Origin of the sequence: Mesorhizobium sp. M5C.F.Ca.IN.020.32.2.1, from assembly GCF_004023105.1 — a bacterium.
Classification (GTDB): Bacteria; Pseudomonadota; Alphaproteobacteria; order Rhizobiales; family Rhizobiaceae; genus Mesorhizobium; species Mesorhizobium wenxiniae.
The window spans coordinates 1-18,297 of record NZ_RZSX01000018.1; the positions used below are offsets into that span (position 1 = coordinate 1).

At 61.9% G+C, this 18,297-nt stretch carries 11 protein-coding genes and 1 pseudogene; 9 read left to right on the top strand and 3 right to left on the bottom strand.

All coding sequences use genetic code 11. The features are described 5' to 3' along the window. Both EOA86_RS01825 and EOA86_RS01830 read right to left on the bottom strand, forming a co-directional pair. The coding region (locus EOA86_RS01825) for a hydantoinase B/oxoprolinase family protein (RefSeq protein WP_164891524.1) at positions 1–1,545 on the bottom strand (1,545 nt) is incomplete at its 3' end. Between the two features lie 10 nt (positions 1,546–1,555). Next, the gene (locus EOA86_RS01830) at positions 1,556–3,640 is read right to left on the bottom strand and encodes a hydantoinase/oxoprolinase family protein (protein ID WP_128340540.1); all 2,085 of its coding nucleotides are present in this window, start codon (positions 3,638–3,640) and stop codon (positions 1,556–1,558) included. 187 nt (positions 3,641–3,827) lie between these two features. Between EOA86_RS01830 and EOA86_RS01835 the strand changes: the two genes are divergently transcribed. The 9 genes and pseudogenes from EOA86_RS01835 (at position 3,828) to EOA86_RS01870 (ending at position 17,477) form a co-directional block, all read left to right on the top strand. Next, entirely contained in the window at positions 3,828–4,862 is a 1,035-nt protein-coding gene (locus EOA86_RS01835; protein WP_128340541.1) for a LacI family DNA-binding transcriptional regulator, read from the top strand. 214 nt (positions 4,863–5,076) lie between these two features. Continuing rightward, entirely contained in the window at positions 5,077–5,205 is a 129-nt protein-coding gene (locus EOA86_RS41115) for a hypothetical protein (RefSeq protein WP_281033808.1), read from the top strand. Then, positions 5,172–6,068, top strand: a pseudogene (locus EOA86_RS01840) (transcriptional regulator); the annotation flags it as partial. The gene EOA86_RS41115 and the pseudogene EOA86_RS01840, both read left to right, overlap by 34 nt. A 604-nt stretch (positions 6,069–6,672) precedes the next feature. Continuing rightward, positions 6,673–7,884: an efflux RND transporter periplasmic adaptor subunit gene (locus tag EOA86_RS01845; protein ID WP_245497078.1), complete on the top strand. Its 1,212-nt coding sequence runs from the start codon at positions 6,673–6,675 to the stop codon at positions 7,882–7,884. Next, positions 7,881–11,063, top strand: a complete 3,183-nt coding sequence (locus tag EOA86_RS01850) for a multidrug efflux RND transporter permease subunit (RefSeq protein ID WP_128340542.1) — start codon at positions 7,881–7,883, stop codon at positions 11,061–11,063. Before EOA86_RS01845 ends, EOA86_RS01850 begins: the two co-directional genes overlap by 4 nt. A gap of 1,306 nt (positions 11,064–12,369) precedes the next feature. After that, the gene (locus EOA86_RS01855) at positions 12,370–13,794 is read left to right on the top strand and encodes an ABC transporter substrate-binding protein (RefSeq protein ID WP_245497079.1); all 1,425 of its coding nucleotides are present in this window, start codon (positions 12,370–12,372) and stop codon (positions 13,792–13,794) included. Between the two features lie 31 nt (positions 13,795–13,825). Continuing rightward, positions 13,826–15,628, top strand: coding sequence for an ABC transporter ATP-binding protein (locus EOA86_RS01860; protein WP_128340543.1), 1,803 nt, complete (start codon positions 13,826–13,828; stop codon positions 15,626–15,628). Then, a complete protein-coding gene (locus EOA86_RS01865) occupies positions 15,625–16,488 on the top strand; it encodes an ABC transporter permease (RefSeq protein ID WP_128340544.1) in 864 nt (287 codons plus the stop codon). The genes EOA86_RS01860 and EOA86_RS01865 overlap by 4 nt, the downstream gene beginning before the upstream one ends. Further along, the gene (locus EOA86_RS01870) at positions 16,488–17,477 is read left to right on the top strand and encodes an ABC transporter permease (protein ID WP_128340545.1); all 990 of its coding nucleotides are present in this window, start codon (positions 16,488–16,490) and stop codon (positions 17,475–17,477) included. The genes EOA86_RS01865 and EOA86_RS01870 overlap by 1 nt, the downstream gene beginning before the upstream one ends. Before the next feature lie 10 nt (positions 17,478–17,487). On the opposite strand, the gene EOA86_RS01875 is transcribed toward EOA86_RS01870, so the two are convergent. Beyond that, the coding region (locus EOA86_RS01875; protein WP_128340546.1) for an ATP-binding protein at positions 17,488–18,297 on the bottom strand (810 nt) is incomplete at its 5' end.

Consider the following 18,297-nt stretch of genomic DNA (forward strand, 5'->3'; position numbering starts at 1 on the left):
ATGGATCACCAGTGCATCGCCGCCGGGAATGGTCTGCCGGCCTTTGCCCTGCAGCCGCTTGCCCGAGCGGAGGCCGACATAACCTGGCGCACCTGGCGCCCCCCCGGCCCGGCCCCGCGGCGCATGGTCGATGCGGTCGAGAGCCGCATAGAGGTCGAAGTCAGCGTTCTCGCGGTTGACGATTTCGATCCGCTGTCCCAGGCCGCCGCGCTGGGCGCCCGCGCCGCCGCTGTCTGGGCGCAGTTCCTTGCAGCGAAAAAGCAGCGGGGAAATGGTTTCGATGATCTCGACGGGAACGCCGGATACGCCGCTCGGAAAGGCCGTCGCCGACAGGCCGTCGAGCGCACGCCTCGCCCCGGCGCCGCCGGTCTGCACCGCAAGGACCGAGAAGCGGCTTGACCCGACCGTTGCCCCGTTGGTGCTGCTCCCAAGACTTTCGAGGATCAGGTTCCACAGGCACGACGTTCCTTCGGCAGGCGGCGTCACCCCCGGAATCTGTGCCAGGCACCCAAAGACCACGTCCGGCAGCATCTGGCCGATGATGTGGCGTGACGACACCGGCGCCGGCCGCTGCGCGTTGAGGATCGAATCGGCCGGTGCTATTACCTTGATAGCCCCCAGCGACCCTGCATTGTTCGGGATATCGGAGCCTATGAGGACACGGACGCCATAGGTCGCGTAAGCCTGAGCATAGGTGAGCGGCACGTTGATGCCCTTTGCGGAGGGGGCCGAACTGCCGGCGAAATCGACGGTGATGGTTCGGTCGGCGACGGTAAGCGTGGCCACCAGATCGATAGGCGTGCCGTAGCCGTCCACGCGCATCGACGCCCGGTAGCTGCCGTTGGGCAAGTCGGCGATGCTGGCCTCGACCGCCTTGCGGGATTGCTCGACGATGTGGTCGGCCAGCCCGTCGAGCGTTACCAGCGAGAATTCCCGCATCATCTCGATGAGGCGGTCGACGCCGATGTCGTTGCAGGCGGCCAGCGACAGCACGTCGCCTTCCGCTTCTGTAGGATAGCGGGAATTTCCGCGCAGGATGTCGATAAGGGTCTGGTTCCTTTCGCCACGATCGATAAGGCGCAGGAAGGGAATGTAGAGGCCTTCTTCGATCACGTCGCGGCCGTCGGGACCGAAGCCGATGCCGCCTATGTCGACCAAATGGCTGGTGCAGGCGAACAGCGCGACCAGGCGGCCGTCTAGAAAGGCGGGCGTGACCACCACCATGTCATTGAGGTGGCCGGTGCCTATCCACGGATCGTTGGTGATGTAGACGTCGCCCTCGCACATGGTGTTGGCGGGAAACGCCTCGAGGAAGTATTTCACCGATGCCGCCATCGAATTGACGTGGCCAGGCGTTCCGGTCACAGCCTGGGCGATCATGCGTCCCGATATGTCGAAGACGCCGGCCGACAGGTCGCCGGATTCCCTGACGATTGGGCTAAAAGCAGTGCGCACCAGTGTCTGCGCCTGTTCTTCGACCACCGAGATCAGGCGGTTCCACATGATCTGCATCTGGATTTCGGCCACCGGCGATTGATTATCCATGTCACTGACCTCAATGCTTGGCTTCTAGGATGATGCTGCCGCTGGAATCGATTGACGCCACGAACGACGACGTCACCACCGTCGACGTCTCATCCTCGGCTATGACCGCCGGACCTTCGATAGACTGACTGACACCGATCGCATCGCGCCAGTAGAGCGGGCTGTCGAAGAACCGCCCGAGCCGACCGTCGAACAGCCGGCTTTGCCGCAGCGGCGAGGCTTCGCCGTCGGCGCCGGCGAAGGGAATGGTCTCGGCCGACCTGTCTTCGATCGCAATAACCGTCACGGCCCAGCTGAGCGCCTCGATATCCGCTTGACTGATGGTGCGGCGATAGAGGGCCTGATAAGCCTGCGTGAACGCCTCGGTAATGCTGTCTTGGTCGGACGCCGTCAGAGGCCGGTCCGGCAGAGGCACGTCGACTTCATGGCCCTGCCCCGAATATCTGAGGAAGACGGAGCGCCGTATCTCGAGCGGCGCGTCGGGTTTTGCCGCACACACCACGGAGGCAGCCTCCGCGATCATTTCATCGAACTGCCGGTTGGCGGCATCGACGTCGAGCTTCTTTATCTTGACGAACAGGCTGCGCACCACTTCGTAGCTCAGTGGTGCGCGCAGGAACCCGACCGCTGACCCGACGCCGGCGCTGCGTGGCACGATGACGCGCTTGATTCCTAGCTTTTCCGCCAGGCGCGCGGCGTGAAGCGGGGCGGCGCCGCCAAAGGCGACCATGGTGCGGGCGCGTACATCCTTGCCACGCTCTATCGCGTGCACGCGCGAGGCGTTCGCCATGTTTTCCTCGACCACCTCACAGATGCCGAATGCGCCCATCTCGATTTCACTGCCGCTGACAGCCGACACATGCGAGGCGATGGCATTGCGGGAGGCATCAGCGTGCAGTTTGATCGAGCCGCCGGCGAAGTGCAGAGGGTCGATCTTGCCCAGCACCAAGTCGGCGTCGGTCACCGTTGCATTTGCCCCACCCCGCCCATAGCAGGCCGGTCCCGGCTCGGAGGTTGCACTGTCCGGACCGACCTGAATGCGGCCAAGCGTATCAACGCGGGCGATGGAACCGCCGCCAGCGCCGATCTCGACCATTTCGATCACCGGAATGCGGATCGGCATGCCGCTCCCTTTCATGAACCGCTTGGACCGCGCGACCTCGAACGAACGCGACTTCAACGGCTCGCTGTTGTCGATTATGCAGATCTTCGCGGTCGTGCCACCCATATCGAACGAAAGCAGGCTGCTCTCACCCGACGTGGTACCGACATGCGACGCCAGAATGGCGCCCCCTGCAGGGCCTGATTCGACCAGTCGTATCGGCAATTCGCAGGCGTTCTGAAGCGTGGTCAGGCCGCCGCCGGAGGTCATCAGAACCATCGACGCAGAAAGACCTATCCGGTCTAGCTCCGCGCGTAATCTTTGCAGGTAGCCTGCGATGAGTGGCTGGACATATGCATTCGCGCACGTCGTCATCAGCCGTTCGTACTCGCGCACCTCCGGGCAAATCCTGCTCGACAGTGAAACGTATGCATCTGGCATCAATTCCCGCAGTCGCTTGCCGACCAATTCTTCATGGCTGGGATTGACGTAGCTGTGCAGGAATCCGACCGCGATGCTAGTCACGTTCGCGGCGCGAAAGGCTTGGACGTGGCCCTCAAGGCCCCGGAGATCGAGGGGCATAACGACCGATCCATCGACGGCAACGCGCTCTGGCACCGTAACCCGCAGGCTGCGCGGGACGAGCGGCTGCGGCTTCACAAGGTTGATATCATATTGATCGAATCGGCTTTCACGACCGATCTCGATGACGTCGCGAAAACCTTCGGTGGTCACAAGAGCGGTGGTTGCGCCCTTGCGCTCGATGAGAGCGTTCGTGGCCAGCGTCGTGCCATGCACGAACACCTCGACATCGGCCGGCGACAAGCCGGCGTTCTTCAACACTTCGAGGATCCCGTGGATGACGCCCTTTTCCGGCTCGCTCGGTGTTGTCAACACTTTCGCAGTGACACGGCGCGGTCCGCATTCGAGCGCGACATCTGTGAAGGTCCCGCCGATGTCGGCCGCCAACCTGCCCGCTTTAAGGTGCCTCATTGCTTCTCCAGCGACCCTTACCGGGCCAGAACGAGTTCGGATTAGATCGATCTAACTGCGGGTCACTATGTCGTCAAGAAGGAAGATGAAGTGTGCCGGCTTTTCTTATATGAGTCCTGCTAAGCCCCCCGCGGTAGAAGACACAGAGTCACTGGATCGCGTCGACTCGTTTGATGGAGTTCAATAGATGGAGCGGCGATCAACCCGCCGGATAAAACTTGATGACGTCGCCAAGCACGCTGGTGTATCGCGCGCGACCGCCTCGCTCGTCGTGCGCAACAGCAATTTGATTACGCCGGAAACACACGAGCGCGTGCGCGCCTCGATGAAGGCGTTGGGCTACATCTATAACCAGTCGGCCGGAAGCCTCCGCTCCCAGAAGACGAAGACCCTGGGAATGGTTATCGCGGATATATCCAATCCCTTCTATGCGCAGCTCGCTTCCGGCATCGAATGGGCCTGTTATCAGCAGGACTTTATGACGATCTTTGCTGACTCTGCCGAAGACGGGGAGCGCCAACGAATGATCATCGAACGGTTGATCCAGCACAACGTCGCTGGGGTATTTCTTAGTGCGTCCGGCGACCGTTCTGCGGACGACCTGGTTGCACTTGGCACGGCAGGGATACCTGCCGTCCAGATTATGCGCCACGTTGAAAGACAAAACGTCCCCTACGTCGGACCGGACAACATCGCAGGAATTCAGCTAGGCATCGATCACGTCATGTCGTTGGGGAAGAGGAATATAGCCTTCATCGGGGGGCCGCCCGGCAAATCATCGAGCGAGGAACGTCTTCACGGCTTTAAAAAAGGTATGTCGAAGCACAAGCTGAAGGTTCGAAAAGGTTTCATTCAATCGTCTGCCATTTCAAGGCACGAGGCCATGAATGTAACCTTGGCTTTGCTGAACCTACCAGAGCGGCCGGATGCGATCATCTGCTACAATGATCTGATGGCCTTTGGTGCCATGCTTGCAATGCAGCGTCTTGGCATGACGCCAGGAAAGCACGTTGCGCTCGTTGGGTTCGACGATATACCGGAGTCGTCGCTCTGGACGCCGAGCCTGACCACCGTCTCGATTGATGCGCGAAATATCGGCCGTCTTGCCGCTCGAGTCCTGCTGGACAAGATTGCCAATCCACATCGTGTACCGCGGGACATCATCGTGGACCCGCAGCTGATCGTCCGGGAGTCCTGTGGCGAGCGGATGACCGAATCTTAGGGCCGCCATCGTTCGAGCGGCTTCATTAAGGGCAGCGCCCTACCGAGCCCGCCTGCGATTGCTGCTAGAACGTGAACCCCAGCCACTGTTGTGAACCGGTGCCGCGGCGTGTCCGCCGTTGTTTTCAGGCGCCTCGAGAAGTTCTTCGCTCAAGACCGCAGGAGAACTCGTCGCGTAAGGATTAGCTGAGGCAGAAGTGTCGGAGGAGAGTTTAATGGCCAGACCCTTCAAGGATGCCCGCTACCCCGGCGTCCCTTCGCGCATCAAGAACGGCAAGATCGTTTATCGCTATCGGGCAAAGGGCATGCCCATCTGTGGGCCGAACGCTACGACCGCGACCTGACCGACCTGTTCGCTGCAGGACGAGATCACCGTCAGCGTGGTCGCGGCAATAGAGCCTAATTTGCGCCGGGCCGAGATCGAACGCGTCCGGCGCCGGCGCCCCGACAGTCTCGATGCTTATGATCTTCTGCTTCGTGCGCTGTCCGATGTCTACACCTTCATGCCGCAAGGGGCGTCCAAGGGTCTGCCCCTGCTCGACCAGGCTTTAGCTATCGAGCCGACCTATGCCCTTGCCCACGGCTTTGCTGCCTGGGCGCATCAGACGCTGTTCATACGCGGCGGCATGCAAGCGGAGCACCGCGAGAAGGCGGCCCGCCATGCCCATGCGGCGATCGAGTACGGTTCGGGCGACGCGATGGCTCTCGCTCTGGCCGGGGTTCACCATCGGCCTGGTGGAGCATGACCGCAGGCTGGCCGACGAGGCGTTCGCGGCAGCCCTGGCGCTCAGCGCATCCTCGCCTTCGTCTGTGTCTTCGGCTGCGTGCCGGTGGCCTATGGCGGCGACGCGGCGCGGGCGATCGACTGGGGCGAGCAGGCGATGCGGCTAAGTCCCCTCGACACGATGAGCTGCGTGCCGCAAGGCATCATCGGCTTCGGCAATTTCCTGTCCGGTCGACACGAGCAAGGCGTCATAGCAGGCCGGCGGGCGGTGGAACTGAACCCCGGCTTCAGCATCCTGCACGGATAGCTGGCGGCACCGCTAGCCAGGCTCGGCAGCTCGACGAGGCAAAAGCCTCGGCTGGGCGGCTGCTCTCGCTCGACCCGCACTTCACCATCGGGCGCTGGTCCGCTGCCGTAGGAATTGCGTCGAACATCCTCGATGACGTCACCGACGCCATGCGTATGGCAGGTTTGCCGGCATAGGCATTGGGGTCGCGGTAGCGTCACTTCTCTAATTGCAGAGTGCATCCTTCACGATTGTCACGCCACAGCAGCACGCTTCCGATAAGGTGCTCGACCGGTTCGACCTCACCTCGTTCGCGCCATACATGCGCCGCTTATCGACGATCATTTTCCAAACTGCAGGAGAGACGAGCGGACGTGCGGTTGTCATTTCCCAGTGCTATGCGGGTGGTGCAATAGCGTTTTCGGAGTGTAGTAAATGTCCAAGTGCCAATTACATCGAAGCCTATATCGCCGCCTATAACCGCAGCATGAGAAGTAGGTCGGACCTCTATGCGAGAGCGGCCCTGTTCCTCCCGACAGAACCGCCGCAGGTCGGGGTGCGCAATGGCTCGTCAGATCCGCTTTAGCTCGAGCGCATGGCGATGCCTACGCAGCGGATAACGCGAGATGTGCGTTCGCGCTCCCCGGTTAGCCGCTTCTTTGTCAAGGTTGATGATGTTCGATGTTTGTTCTATAGCAAGCTGTCGGTTGTGGTGGTCAGTTCAAAAAATTGATTTGTGCGGCACACCCGCTGCCTAGATGTTACGGACTTCGCATAAAGGGCCGATTACGAGGGGTAACCATGGTTCACACTGCACGCCTCCGCCACGATTCTCTGGCCGCCCCCTCCAGCAGAAACGTCCCTGCAAAATGGCTCGCCGCCGCGGCCTTCGCGGCGATCGGCTTGCTCGCGGCCCCGGCCGCACAGGCGCAGGAAGCGCCTCCCGCGCCCGTCGTCACGGTAGCCAAGCCGCTGGTGCGCGATATCGTCGAGGACGATGAGTTCGTCGGCCGTTTCGAAGCCGTCGACCAGGTTTCGCTGCGCTCCCGCGTCGGCGGCTATCTCGACCGGGTCCATTTCCAGGACGGTACGCTGGTCAAGCAGGGCGACCTCCTGTTCACCATCGACCAGCGGCCGTTCAAGGCGGCGCTGAACCAGGCGCAGGCGCAGGTCGACTCGGCCAAGACCCTGGTCGAATTCAGCAAGATGCAGTTCGAGCGCGCCGAGACCCTGTCGCGCGAAGGCAACATACCGGTTTCGACACTGGACGACCGCCGCCGCGAATATCTCGCCGCCCAAGCGCAACTGGACGGCGCGGAGGCGGCACTTGAAAACGCAAGTCTCGATCTCGAATTCACCGAGATTAAGGCGCCGTTTTCCGGCCGGGTCGACCGCCGGCTCATCTCGCCGGGCAATCTGGTGCAGGCCGACCAGACAGTGCTGACCACCATCGTCTCGATCGACCCGATCGACTTCTATTTCGACATCGATGAGCGGACCTACTTCGCTTATGCGCGCGACGCCCGCGAGCGCGGCGGCGTCATGCAGGAGGGCGCCGGCGGCGTCGATGTTGTCGTCCGTGTCGCCGACCGTGATGAAGCGACGTTCAAGGGCAAGCTCGACTTCGCCGAGAACCGTCTGGACGAAGCTACCGGCACGATGCGGGCCAGGGCGCGCTTCGACAACAAGGACGGCGTGCTGCAGCCGGGCATGTTCGGCCGCATCAACGTGCCCGGCTCGCTGCCGCATCCGGGCGTGCTTCTGCCTGACGAGGCGATCGGCGCCGACCAGAACCGCCGCATCGTCTTCGTTGTCGACGAGGCAGGCCTGATCTCGGCCAAGCCGGTCCGCACCGGCCCGCGCATCGACGGCTATCGCGTTATCCGCGAGGGCCTCACCGGCGAAGAGACCGTGGTAATCAACGGGCTGGTGCGAGTGCGGCCGGGCGTCACCGTCAAGTCCGAGATGACCACGTTGCCGCCCAAGGTTGAAGCCGAAGGGCAGACGCAATGAACTTCGCCCATTTCTTCGTCAACCGCCCGATCTTCGCGGTGGTGCTGTCGATCGTGCTCGTGCTCGTCGGCGGCATCGCCTATACGCAGCTTCCGGTCGCCCAATATCCCGAAATCGCGCCACCGACCATCGTGGTGCGCGCCTCCTATCCGGGCGCCGACGCCGAGACGGTCGCCGCGACCGTGGCGACGCCGATCGAACAGGAAATCAACGGCGTCGAGCACATGCTCTACATGTCGTCCTATTCCTCCGGCGAAGGCTCGATGTCGCTCACCATCACCTTCCGCCCCGGCACCGATCTCGACGCGGCGCAGGTGCTGGTCCAGAACCGCGTCTCGATCGCCGAAGCGCGCCTGCCGGAAGAGGTGCGCCGGCTCGGCATCACCACGGCGAAAAGTTCGCCCGACCTGATGATGGTCATCCATATGCTGTCGCCCGACGACACATATGATCAGCTCTACGTCTCGAATTATGCGCGTTCGCGCGTGCGCGACGTCCTCCTGAGGCTGGACGGCGTCGGCGACGTGCAGATCTTCGGCGAGCGCGAATATTCGCTGCGCGTCTGGCTCGACCCGGAAAAGCTGTCCGCCTACGGCATGACCGCAGGCGACGTAGTCCAGGCGCTGCGCGACCAGAACGTCCAGGTGTCGGGCGGCTCGATCGGCGCGCCGCCGATTGGCGACGGCTCGGCCTTCCAGTATACGGTCACCACGCAAGGGCGCTTCGAAGACGCGCGCGAGTTCCGCTACGTTATAGTCAAGTCGACCAAGGACGGCCGCTTGATCTCCCTGCAGGACGTGGCGCGCATAGAGCTCGGCGCCAGGGACTACGTCACCAATTCCTATCTCAACAACAAGGCGGCGGTGGCGCTCGGCATCTTCCAGCGGCCGGGCACCAATGCCTTGGCCTCGGCGGAAGAAATCCAGGAGACCATCGCGGAGCTTTCGGAGGATTTCCCGGAGGGGTTGGCCTACGAGATCATCTACAATCCGACCGAGTTCATCGCCGAATCTATCAACGAGGTCTATGTCACCATCGCCGAGGCGATCCTGCTGGTGGTGATCGTCATCATCGTGTTCCTGCAGTCGTGGCGCATGGCGATCGTGCCGATCGTGGCGATACCGGTCTCGCTGATCGGCACGCTTGCCGTGCTGCTCGCCTTCGGCTTCTCGCTCAACATGCTCACTCTGTTCGGGCTGGTGCTGGCGGTCGGCATCGTTGTCGACGACGCCATCGTGGTTGTGGAAAATATCGAGCGGAACATCCGGCTGGGGCTCGCTCCGCGCGCCGCTGCGCACAAGACCATGGATGAAGTGGGAAACGCGGTCCTCGCGATCTCGCTGGTGCTGATCTCCGTCTTCGTTCCGGCGGCTTTCATTCCCGGGATTTCCGGCCAGTTCTACCTGCAGTTCGCCATCACCATCGCGGTCTCCACCGCGATCTCCGCATTCAACTCGCTGACGCTTTCGCCGGCTCTCGCTGGCGTGCTTTTCAAGCCGCACAGCGAGGAACATTCGAACTTGTTCCTGGCAAGGTTCGGCCGCGCTCTGGCGAACGGGTTCAACAACGGGTTCGACAGGATGGCGGACGGCTATGCGTGGCTGGTGCACAGGCTGGTCGGCACGACTCTGGCGCTTGCCGCCATGCTGCTCGTCTTCGCAGGCCTGCTCTACGCGACCTATCACATGCTGCAGACGGTGCCGCGCGGCTTCATCCCGAACATGGACCAGGGTTATGCGATCGTCGTCGTGCAATTGCCGGAGGGCTCTTCGCTCGCCCGAACGGACGCAGTCATCCAGAAAGCGTCGGATATCATCCGCGAGACACCGGGTGTCGCCAACGCCGTCGCCTTCGCAGGATTCAACGGCGCGACATTCACCAACGCCAGCAATTCCGGCGTGATCTTCGCGCCATTCAAGAGCTTTGAGGAACGGCTCGAGAGCGGCGATACTTCCGACAAGATCATCGGCACGCTGTTTGGCAGCCTGCAAAGCATCCAGGAGGCCTTCATCATCGCGCTGCCGCCGCCGCCAGTGCGGGGCATCGGCAACTCCGGCGGCTTCAAGATGATGCTCCAGGAGCGCAACAGCGCCGACATGCGGCCGATTCTGGCGCTGGCCAACGAAATCGCCGGCAAGGCCAACCAGACGCCCGGGTTGATGGGCGTCTTCACCACCTTTTCGGCCTCCAGCCCGCAATTCTTCTTGGCGATCGACCGCGACAAGGCGCGGATGCTGAACGTGCCGATCCCCAACATCTTCGAGACGCTGTCGATCAATCTAGGCACCGCCTATGTCAACGACTTCAACGCCTTCGGTCGCGTCTACCAGGTGCGGGCGCAAGCCGACCAGGCTTTCCGCATCGATCGCGACGACATATTGAAGCTGAAGGTGCGCTCGGCGGCCGGCGACCTGGTGCCGCTCGGCACACTGGTCGAGATCCGCGACGTCACCGGTCCCTCGCTCGTGCAACGCTACAACATGTATGTCTCCGTGCCGCTTCAGGGCAATGCAGCGCCGGGTGTCGCCACGGGCACGGCGCTCGACCTGATGGAGGGGATCGCAGCCGAATCGCTGCCGCAGGGCACTTCCTTCGAATGGACTGAACTCGCCTTCCAGGAGCGGCAGACCGGCAACACGGCGGTCTTCATCTTCGGCCTGTCGGTTCTGTTCGTCTTTCTGGCGCTCGCTGCGCTATACGAAAGCTGGATTACGCCGTTCGCCATCGTGCTTATCATCCCGCTCAGCGTGCTGGCCGCCCTCTTGGGCGTCGCCTTCCGCGGTCTCGACAACAACATCCTCGTGCAGATCGGGCTGATCGTGCTCATCGGCCTGGCGGCGAAGAACGCGATCCTGATCGTCGAGTTCGCGCGCCAAGGTGAGGAGCGCGGCCTTGACGCCGTCGAGGCGGCTGTCGAGGCCTGCCGGCTGCGGCTGCGGCCGATCCTGATGACGGCATTCGCCTTCATCTTGGGCGTGGTGCCGCTAGTGATCGCCAGCGGGCCTGGCGCGGAAATGCGCCAATCGCTCGGCACGGCCGTGTTCTCCGGCATGCTGGGCGTGACGTTGTTCGGCCTCTTCCTGACGCCGGTCTTCTACGTCGCTCTGCGCAGGACATTCCGGCGCAGGCGGCCTGAAGCCGGCCCGACCCTGGCTTCCGAGAGCGGCGCAGCCGAGTAGACGCCGAGCCGATGAGGCGCCGGGTTTAGGCTGAAGCCGGACCGGCGGGTTCCTGGATCTCGCGGAGGGATGGATCGGCGATCCATCCCTCGAGCGGATCGAGATGTTCCGGCGCGCCGTATCGCTCGCTTCGCATCGTCCACGCCCAGGCTGTCTGGATCGCGCAGAAAAGCGCATCGAGCGGATCGCCGCTGGGGTCGTCGGCCGACCGACGAACAGGAGCAAAAATAGAGGATAGAAACAGGCACAAGATCGCTTCTCCTGCCCTTGGATCGTGGTCAGGCGACAACATTCAATCTGAATACGGCGGGTATAGCGGAGCTCACGTGGCCCACTTTAGATAGCGTCGGCCATAAATTATTGATATTGAGCGACAATGGTGGGCCCGGAGGGTGTTTGGAAACACTGCAAACCCAACTACTTAGATATCAGTGGGACGTCGCGGCATTCAAATCAGTTCCAATGTTTTTCGATGTTTTGTCCCACCTACTGCGCTAGATTCCACCCGATCAAACGCTTTGCTCACCGTTAACGGTAAAGAGAGGGTCATGATGTGTCTCAAGTTGGAAGGTCGCGTGGCGCATTGACGATACTTTGCGACGAGCAATGAAGGTCTCGATTGGGCCGACGAACGACTGCTTGTGCAAGGCATCTGCACCGATCATGGAAAGCGGCCCACCCAACGATAGGATTAACGCCCGCGCCGTTCAACGATGTTGACGAGGCGCCGGACATTCGGCGCGAGAACCTAGACGTGATATGCTTCGCTGGATAACGAATCGATTTGCTATGGATGGGCCCGTGACGACGCGCCGAACCCGAACCGGGTCGTCCTTCGCCACCTCGACGTCGGCGATCTGCGCTATGTGGAGTTGCAAACGCGATCTGTAGTGTATGCGCGTCTGCAAGCGTCCACATACCTGTCCGGCGGCGGCACGATCTATACCCTGGGATAGGGTGACCTCTGCTTGATGCTCATAGACCGCGATCGGCGGGCTGACGTATCGTGCGAAAATGTCTGGGTATCCGCACCGATCCCAAGCCGCAAGAACACCTCGATGGCATCGGTGGGACGCTGGGTTGGACAAGAGCGTGGAATGCCTCGTTGGCCAAGAATTGACTGCGGGCCTTCCTGCAGTCCCTAGTGAAGTACCAGGCCAGCGGGAAATCCTTCATGCAAATTTGCGCGTACCGGACCGAACGATCTTACAAGCGCCGCTTCGGGCTGCGCATGCTGGGAATCGCTCTCGGTTTGCTGGTCTGGATTGCGACGGTCAACGCGCAAGAGGTGCTGCGCATACCCTACGTGGCCGATATCGGCACTTTCGATCCGGACAGCGGCTTCGAGGTCGGAGGGATCAGCGCAATCAACAATGTCTATGAAGGGCTCGTCGACTACGAGCCGGGTTCGACTAGGATTGTTGGTCTGCTCGCCAGGAGTTGGGAGATCTCGGACGACGGACTGACCTACACCTTCCACCTGGTCGACGGTGTCAAGTTCCATGATGGCACGCCATTCAATGCAGCGACGGTCATAAACTCGTTCGAGCGCCGCCGCGATCGTGGACTGAACCTGAGCTACTTCCTGGCCAATGTGAAGGACATGAGGGCGCCCGACGATTCGACGGTCGTGCTCACGCTGAGCGATCCTCAGCCCTGGTTCCTCGACGCCCTCGCGAGCCCCTGGGGACCGAAGATCATCAGTCCGACAGCGCTCGCCGAGCATGACAACGGCGACTTTGCGACGACCTGGCTCAATGAGCATGCGATCGGCACGGGTCCATTCAAACTGTCGGAATTCAAACGCGGTCAGCGCTATGAGCTCGAGCGCAACGACGACTACTGGGGCGACAAACCGTTCTTCCGGCAGATCCAGATTTCGGTCGTGCCCGATATCAGCCAGCAGATACTTCAATTGCAGGCCGGTGCGATCGATGCCGTGCCAATCAACTATCCATTCGCGCAACTCACCAGCCTGCCGGGGGGGCTGGAGATCACCGCCGCCCCGAGCATGATACCGTACTATCTCTTCGTTAAGCCGAACTCGCCGCTCGACGACGCGGAGGTCCGCAATGCCGTTTTGACAGCGATTAACCCGGCGCTGTGGGTTAAGGACGCCTTTGGAGAGTTCGCAAGCCTGTCGAGGTCCGTTTATCCGAACGTGATGCTCGACCCAGTGAATCCGATCCGGTTCCCGACCGACTTAGAGGCAGCGAAAGCCGCGATCACCAAACGTGGCGCGGTCAATCTGGTCATTGGCCTCCATAGCGCGGCCCCAAGCTACAGCCGCATCGCCGACCTGATGATAGCGCAATTGGCGTTGATCGGCGTAAAGGCAACGGCTTACGTGCTGCCTTCCGGCGCTGCTTACACCTTGAAGGACGACCCAAACCCTCCCGATTTGCTGCTCACGATCGCAGGCCCGGACGCCGCTCATCCGGAGACCCAGGCCAAGGCTTTCTTCACAAAAGACGGTCCCCTCAATTTTTTTGGCCGGGTCCTGCCGGAAGCCGATGCCATCGTGGATCAGGCCGGGCAGTTGACCGACGTCAAAGAACGCGACGCTCTCTACGAGAGAGCGGGGCAGATGTATTTCGATGCCGGCGTCGTCATCCCGCTTGTCGACGTAAACGATGTGGTTGTCCACGCCAAGCGTCTGAAGGACCTTGGACTCCGCCCCGTGAATCCACCTGGCAACATCGACTTTGCCACCGTTCGCTGGGGACCCTGAATTCCGGAAGCAGGTCAGGCTCGTCCCTTAGATGGTCAAGCTTCCGCACCGAATGTCCGAACCCGTGACCGAATCCGTCCTTGCCGTCAAAGACCTCTCAGTTATTCTCAGCCGCGAAGGCCGTTCTTCCCGCGTCCTCGATGGCATCAGTTTCGACATGTTTCCGGGCGAGATCATCGCGCTGGTCGGGGAAAGCGGATCCGGCAAGACAAGCATCGGGCTTACGCTTCAGGGGCTCCTGCCTCGCGAGCACCTTCCGCAGATTGCAGGCTCGATCCGGCTGACGGGGATCGAGCTGGTCGGCGCGGGAAGGCGCTCCTGGCAGTCGGTTCGCCGCCACCTCGTCCGTGCCATCTCGCAAGATCCGATGGGCGCGCTCAACCCTACGATGACCATCCGTCGCCAGATGCGCGAATCCAATGGGGGGTCCGAGGGATCGATCGAAGACTGGCTCAGCCGAACCGGCCTACTTGACCCGGACCGCATCGCCGATGCGCTTCCACATCGCCTGTCGGGGGGGCAGCGTCAGCGAGTGCTTATTGCCATGGCGATGATGGCAAGACCGAAGCTCCTCATCGCCGACGAACCGACCACCGCGCTCGACGTCATGATGCAGGCGCAGATCCTTGACCTGTTGCGCGATCTCGCTCGCGAGCAGCAGACGGCAATTCTCTTCGTCACGCACGATCTAACCGTGGCGGCCTCACTGGCCGACCGCGTCCTGGTTCTCTACGCCGGACGCATCGTTGAAATGGGCAGCATGCAGGATGTGGCCCGCAATGCCACGCACCCCTATTCCGCCGGCCTGCTCGCCGCTCGATTCGATTTGGACTCTGATCGACGGCGCCCGCTTCCCACTCTCCCGTCCGAACACACGCCCTCCATAAAGGTTGAGAACGCCTGCGCCTACGCGGTACGCTGCCCGACCCCCCAGCCAGATTGCACGGCGATCCGCCCGCCGCTGGAGCCTGCTTCCGTCCACGGTGGCGCAATCGCCTGCCTTCACCACGAACAAACTCCATTTCTCTCAGCGCAGCGCACTGATGCGAAACCATGGCCGGCCCAGGCGATTCAGGAAACCGCCGCCTTGAGGCTGTCCAACATAGGAAAAACATACCCGACAGGCACCCGATCGTTTTGGGGACGGCGTCAACCGCAGCCAGTTCTTAGTTCGATCAACCTCTCGATCAAGCTTGGCGAGTGCGTCGCCCTGGTGGGCGAGAGCGGCGCCGGCAAGTCTACCCTCCTGAGGATAGCTGCTGGTCTCGTGGCACCCGAGAGTGGCACTGTTGCACGCTTAGACAAGCTTCCTCCGCAAGTTGTGTTTCAAGACCCCGTAGCGGCGCTGACGCCGTGGCTCACGATCGGCGAGCAGATCGGCGAGCGCCTGCGGGCCATTTCGCCGGACAGTGACTACGGCCGCCGTCGCGTCGGAGAGGCCATGAAGCTGGTCGGCCTCGATCCGATCCTGACGGACGCGCTGCCGGCCGAGATGTCGGTCGGGCAGTGCCAGCGCGCCGTTTTGGCTCGCGCGGTGATCGTCCCCCCAAGGCTTCTGCTCTGCGATGAGCCGATCAGCGCCATGGACGTGTCGCTGGCGGCCACAACCTTGAATCTTCTTGGCGACCTTCGGCGGCGTCTCGACATGGCGATGCTGTTCGTGACCCACGATCTGGCGGCCGCCAGAATCATCGCCGACCGTATCGCCGTGCTGAAGGACGGCCAACTGGTTGAGATTGCGGATCCCGATGCCATCGTTGCCGCACCACAGTCGCCCTACACGCGGTCTCTCGTCACGGCAATGCCGAGTCTGCAGGCGGGAGGCGGACGGTGAACGGCAGGCCAAGCTCGGACACGCTGCCTGCGCGGCCTCGGTTCAACTGGCGCGATTTCTTCCGTCGTGCCGGCTGGCTTGAAAGCGTCGGCATTATCGGCGTGCCCGTCGTCACCGTTGTGGCCCTGCTGGCGCCATGGATCACACCGTTCGATCCACAACTGCGCGTCGCCGCCGCCTACCTGCCGCCTTCGGCCGCCCATTGGTTCGGCACCGACGAGATCGGCCGCGACCTGTTCTCGCGCGTCATCCTCGGCATTCAATATACGTGGCTGCCAGCGCTTGCCGTTATCGGCTTCAGTGTCGCCGTGGGCTCCCTGGTCGGACTGATTTCGGGGCTGAGGGGCGGCAAGGTCGATCTGGTCATCCAGCGGATCATCGACCTGTTCTTTGTCGTTCCGGGAACGCTCGTCGCGCTTGCCGTTGTGGCTTCGCTTGGCCCGGGGCTCGTCAACACGATGATCGCGGTTGCCATTTTCTGGTGGCCTTGGTACGCACGCATATCACGTGATGAAATCCGCCGCCTGAAGGCACGTCCTCATGTCGAGGCGGCGCTGATTGCCGGGGTCCGCGGTCGGCGCCTGCTGTCGCGTTACTTGTTGCCGGGAGTGGTCCCGGCCTTGCTTATCGGGGCGTCACTGGATGTGGCCAGCATCATCATGACGCTGTCGCTGATGTCTTTCCTCGGCCTTGGACTGCCTGCGCCGGCGCCTGAACTCGGAGCGATGACGGCGCGCAGCCTCGACAGTCTTACTGTCCATTGGTGGCTGCCGATCTTGCCGGCTGCGGTCATCTTTCTCCTCTGCCTCCTCGCCAACCTTGCGGGCGACGGCGTTCGCGCCGCGCTGAGGGGGGCGTAGTGCTGGCATATCTCGCCAAAAGCATCGTCGGCGCCGTCGTCGTTCTCCTGGTGATGAGCTTTATCTTTTTCAGTCTCCAAAGCATTATCCCTGCCGATCCAGCGCGAGCCATTGCCGGGCCGAACGCTCCGTTGGAAACGGTCGAAGTGATGCGGGAGCAGCTCGGACTGGACGACCCGGCTGTCGTTCAGTACGGACGCTTTCTGTTCCGCCTCGCGCATGCGGATCTGGGGACGTCGGTCAGGACCCGGCAGCCTGTATCTGACGACATACGGGAATTTCTTCCCGCTACGCTCGAACTCGGACTTGTGTCGATCGCCTTGGGAATGGTGCTCGCCGGCGCAATGGCGGCGCTTCAGTTCCTGATTCCGGGATCAGCCGGCATAAGGCTCGCCATGGTGGGGGTGGGCTCCACGCCGATTTTTCTGTCGGCCTTGCTTCTTGCCTACTTTTTCTGGTTCCAACTCGATTGGCTTCCCGGAGCGGGTCGGCTTACCTACCGCGACTTCGCAGGCCCTACCGGACTTAACGTCATCGACGGAATACTGGTCGGCCGGCCCGAAGTCAGCATCGACGCGCTGCTGCACATGATCTTGCCGGCGCTTGCACTGGCGTTGCCTATTGGCATCGCGGTCGGCCGAAGCCTGAACGGTGCGCTTCACGAAGTGATGAGGCAGACATACATCCGGACTGCGCGTGGCAAGGGCCTCGGGGAGACGAAAGTGCTGTTGCGCCACGGTTTGCGCAATGCTGCCACGGCCCCTCTGTCCATGCTCAGCCTGCAGGTCCGCCTTCTCTTCGGCAATTTGCTTGTTGTCGAGCGCGTTTTTGGGTGGCCTGGTCTGGGCCTTTACGCGGTCCAGGCTTTTGCCAGCGCCGATCTCCCGGCAGTGCTGGGCGTCGCCATCGTTTTCGGAATCTTGTACATCCTGGTCAACACGCTCATTGAGATCGTGCAGTCGATGGCCGATTCTCGGATCAATCTCTGAAAGTCCTCACTCAGGGGCTCACTGTCGCGCCGGTTGGTGTCTTGGTCGAGCCGCCAGCGAGGATGGGAAAGCTGAAAGTTATGGATGCCCCCCCTGTTTCGACATTTTCCGCCCAAAGCCGTCCGCGGTGCGCCTCGACAATCGAATGGCAGATTGCCAGGCCCATCCCCATTCCATCCGGCTTGGTTGTGTAGAACGCTTCGAAAATCCGTTCCGGATCGCTAAGTCCGCGGCCGCTATCTCGCACTTCGACCTCAACTGTTCCGTCGTTCTGAGACCGCGAAACGATTCGCAGGCTTCGCATATTGCTGTCGACTTCCTGCATCGCTTCAATGCCGTTGCGGACGATGTTGAGGACGACTTGCTCCATCTGGACATGATCGGCAACCGTCGCGGGAAGGCGGGGATCGAGGTGAAGGTCCAGCTTGATGCTGCTCGATGCGAGCCTGTCGGCCAGGAGATCACACACGTCGTGGATCACCGCGTTCAGATCGATCGCTTGCGGTTCGCCTTCCGTCTTGTTGAACAGCGCCCGGATGCGGGTGATCACCTGTGCCGCCGCGTCGGCGTTTCTGATGATTTTTTGGGCGACACGGCTGGCGTGATTGAAATTTGGCGGATCAGCGTTCAGCCATCTCTGGAAGGCGCCGGTGTTGGCCACGACCGCCTGGAGCGGCTGGTTGAGTTCGTGCGCAATGGACACAGATAGTTCGGACAGGCTGGCGGCGCGCAAGGCGCGCGCGAGCCGTTCGGCCGCCAGACGCAGGGATTCTTGGGCGCGAACCTCATCATCGATGTCGAAGTTGACGCCGTACCAGCG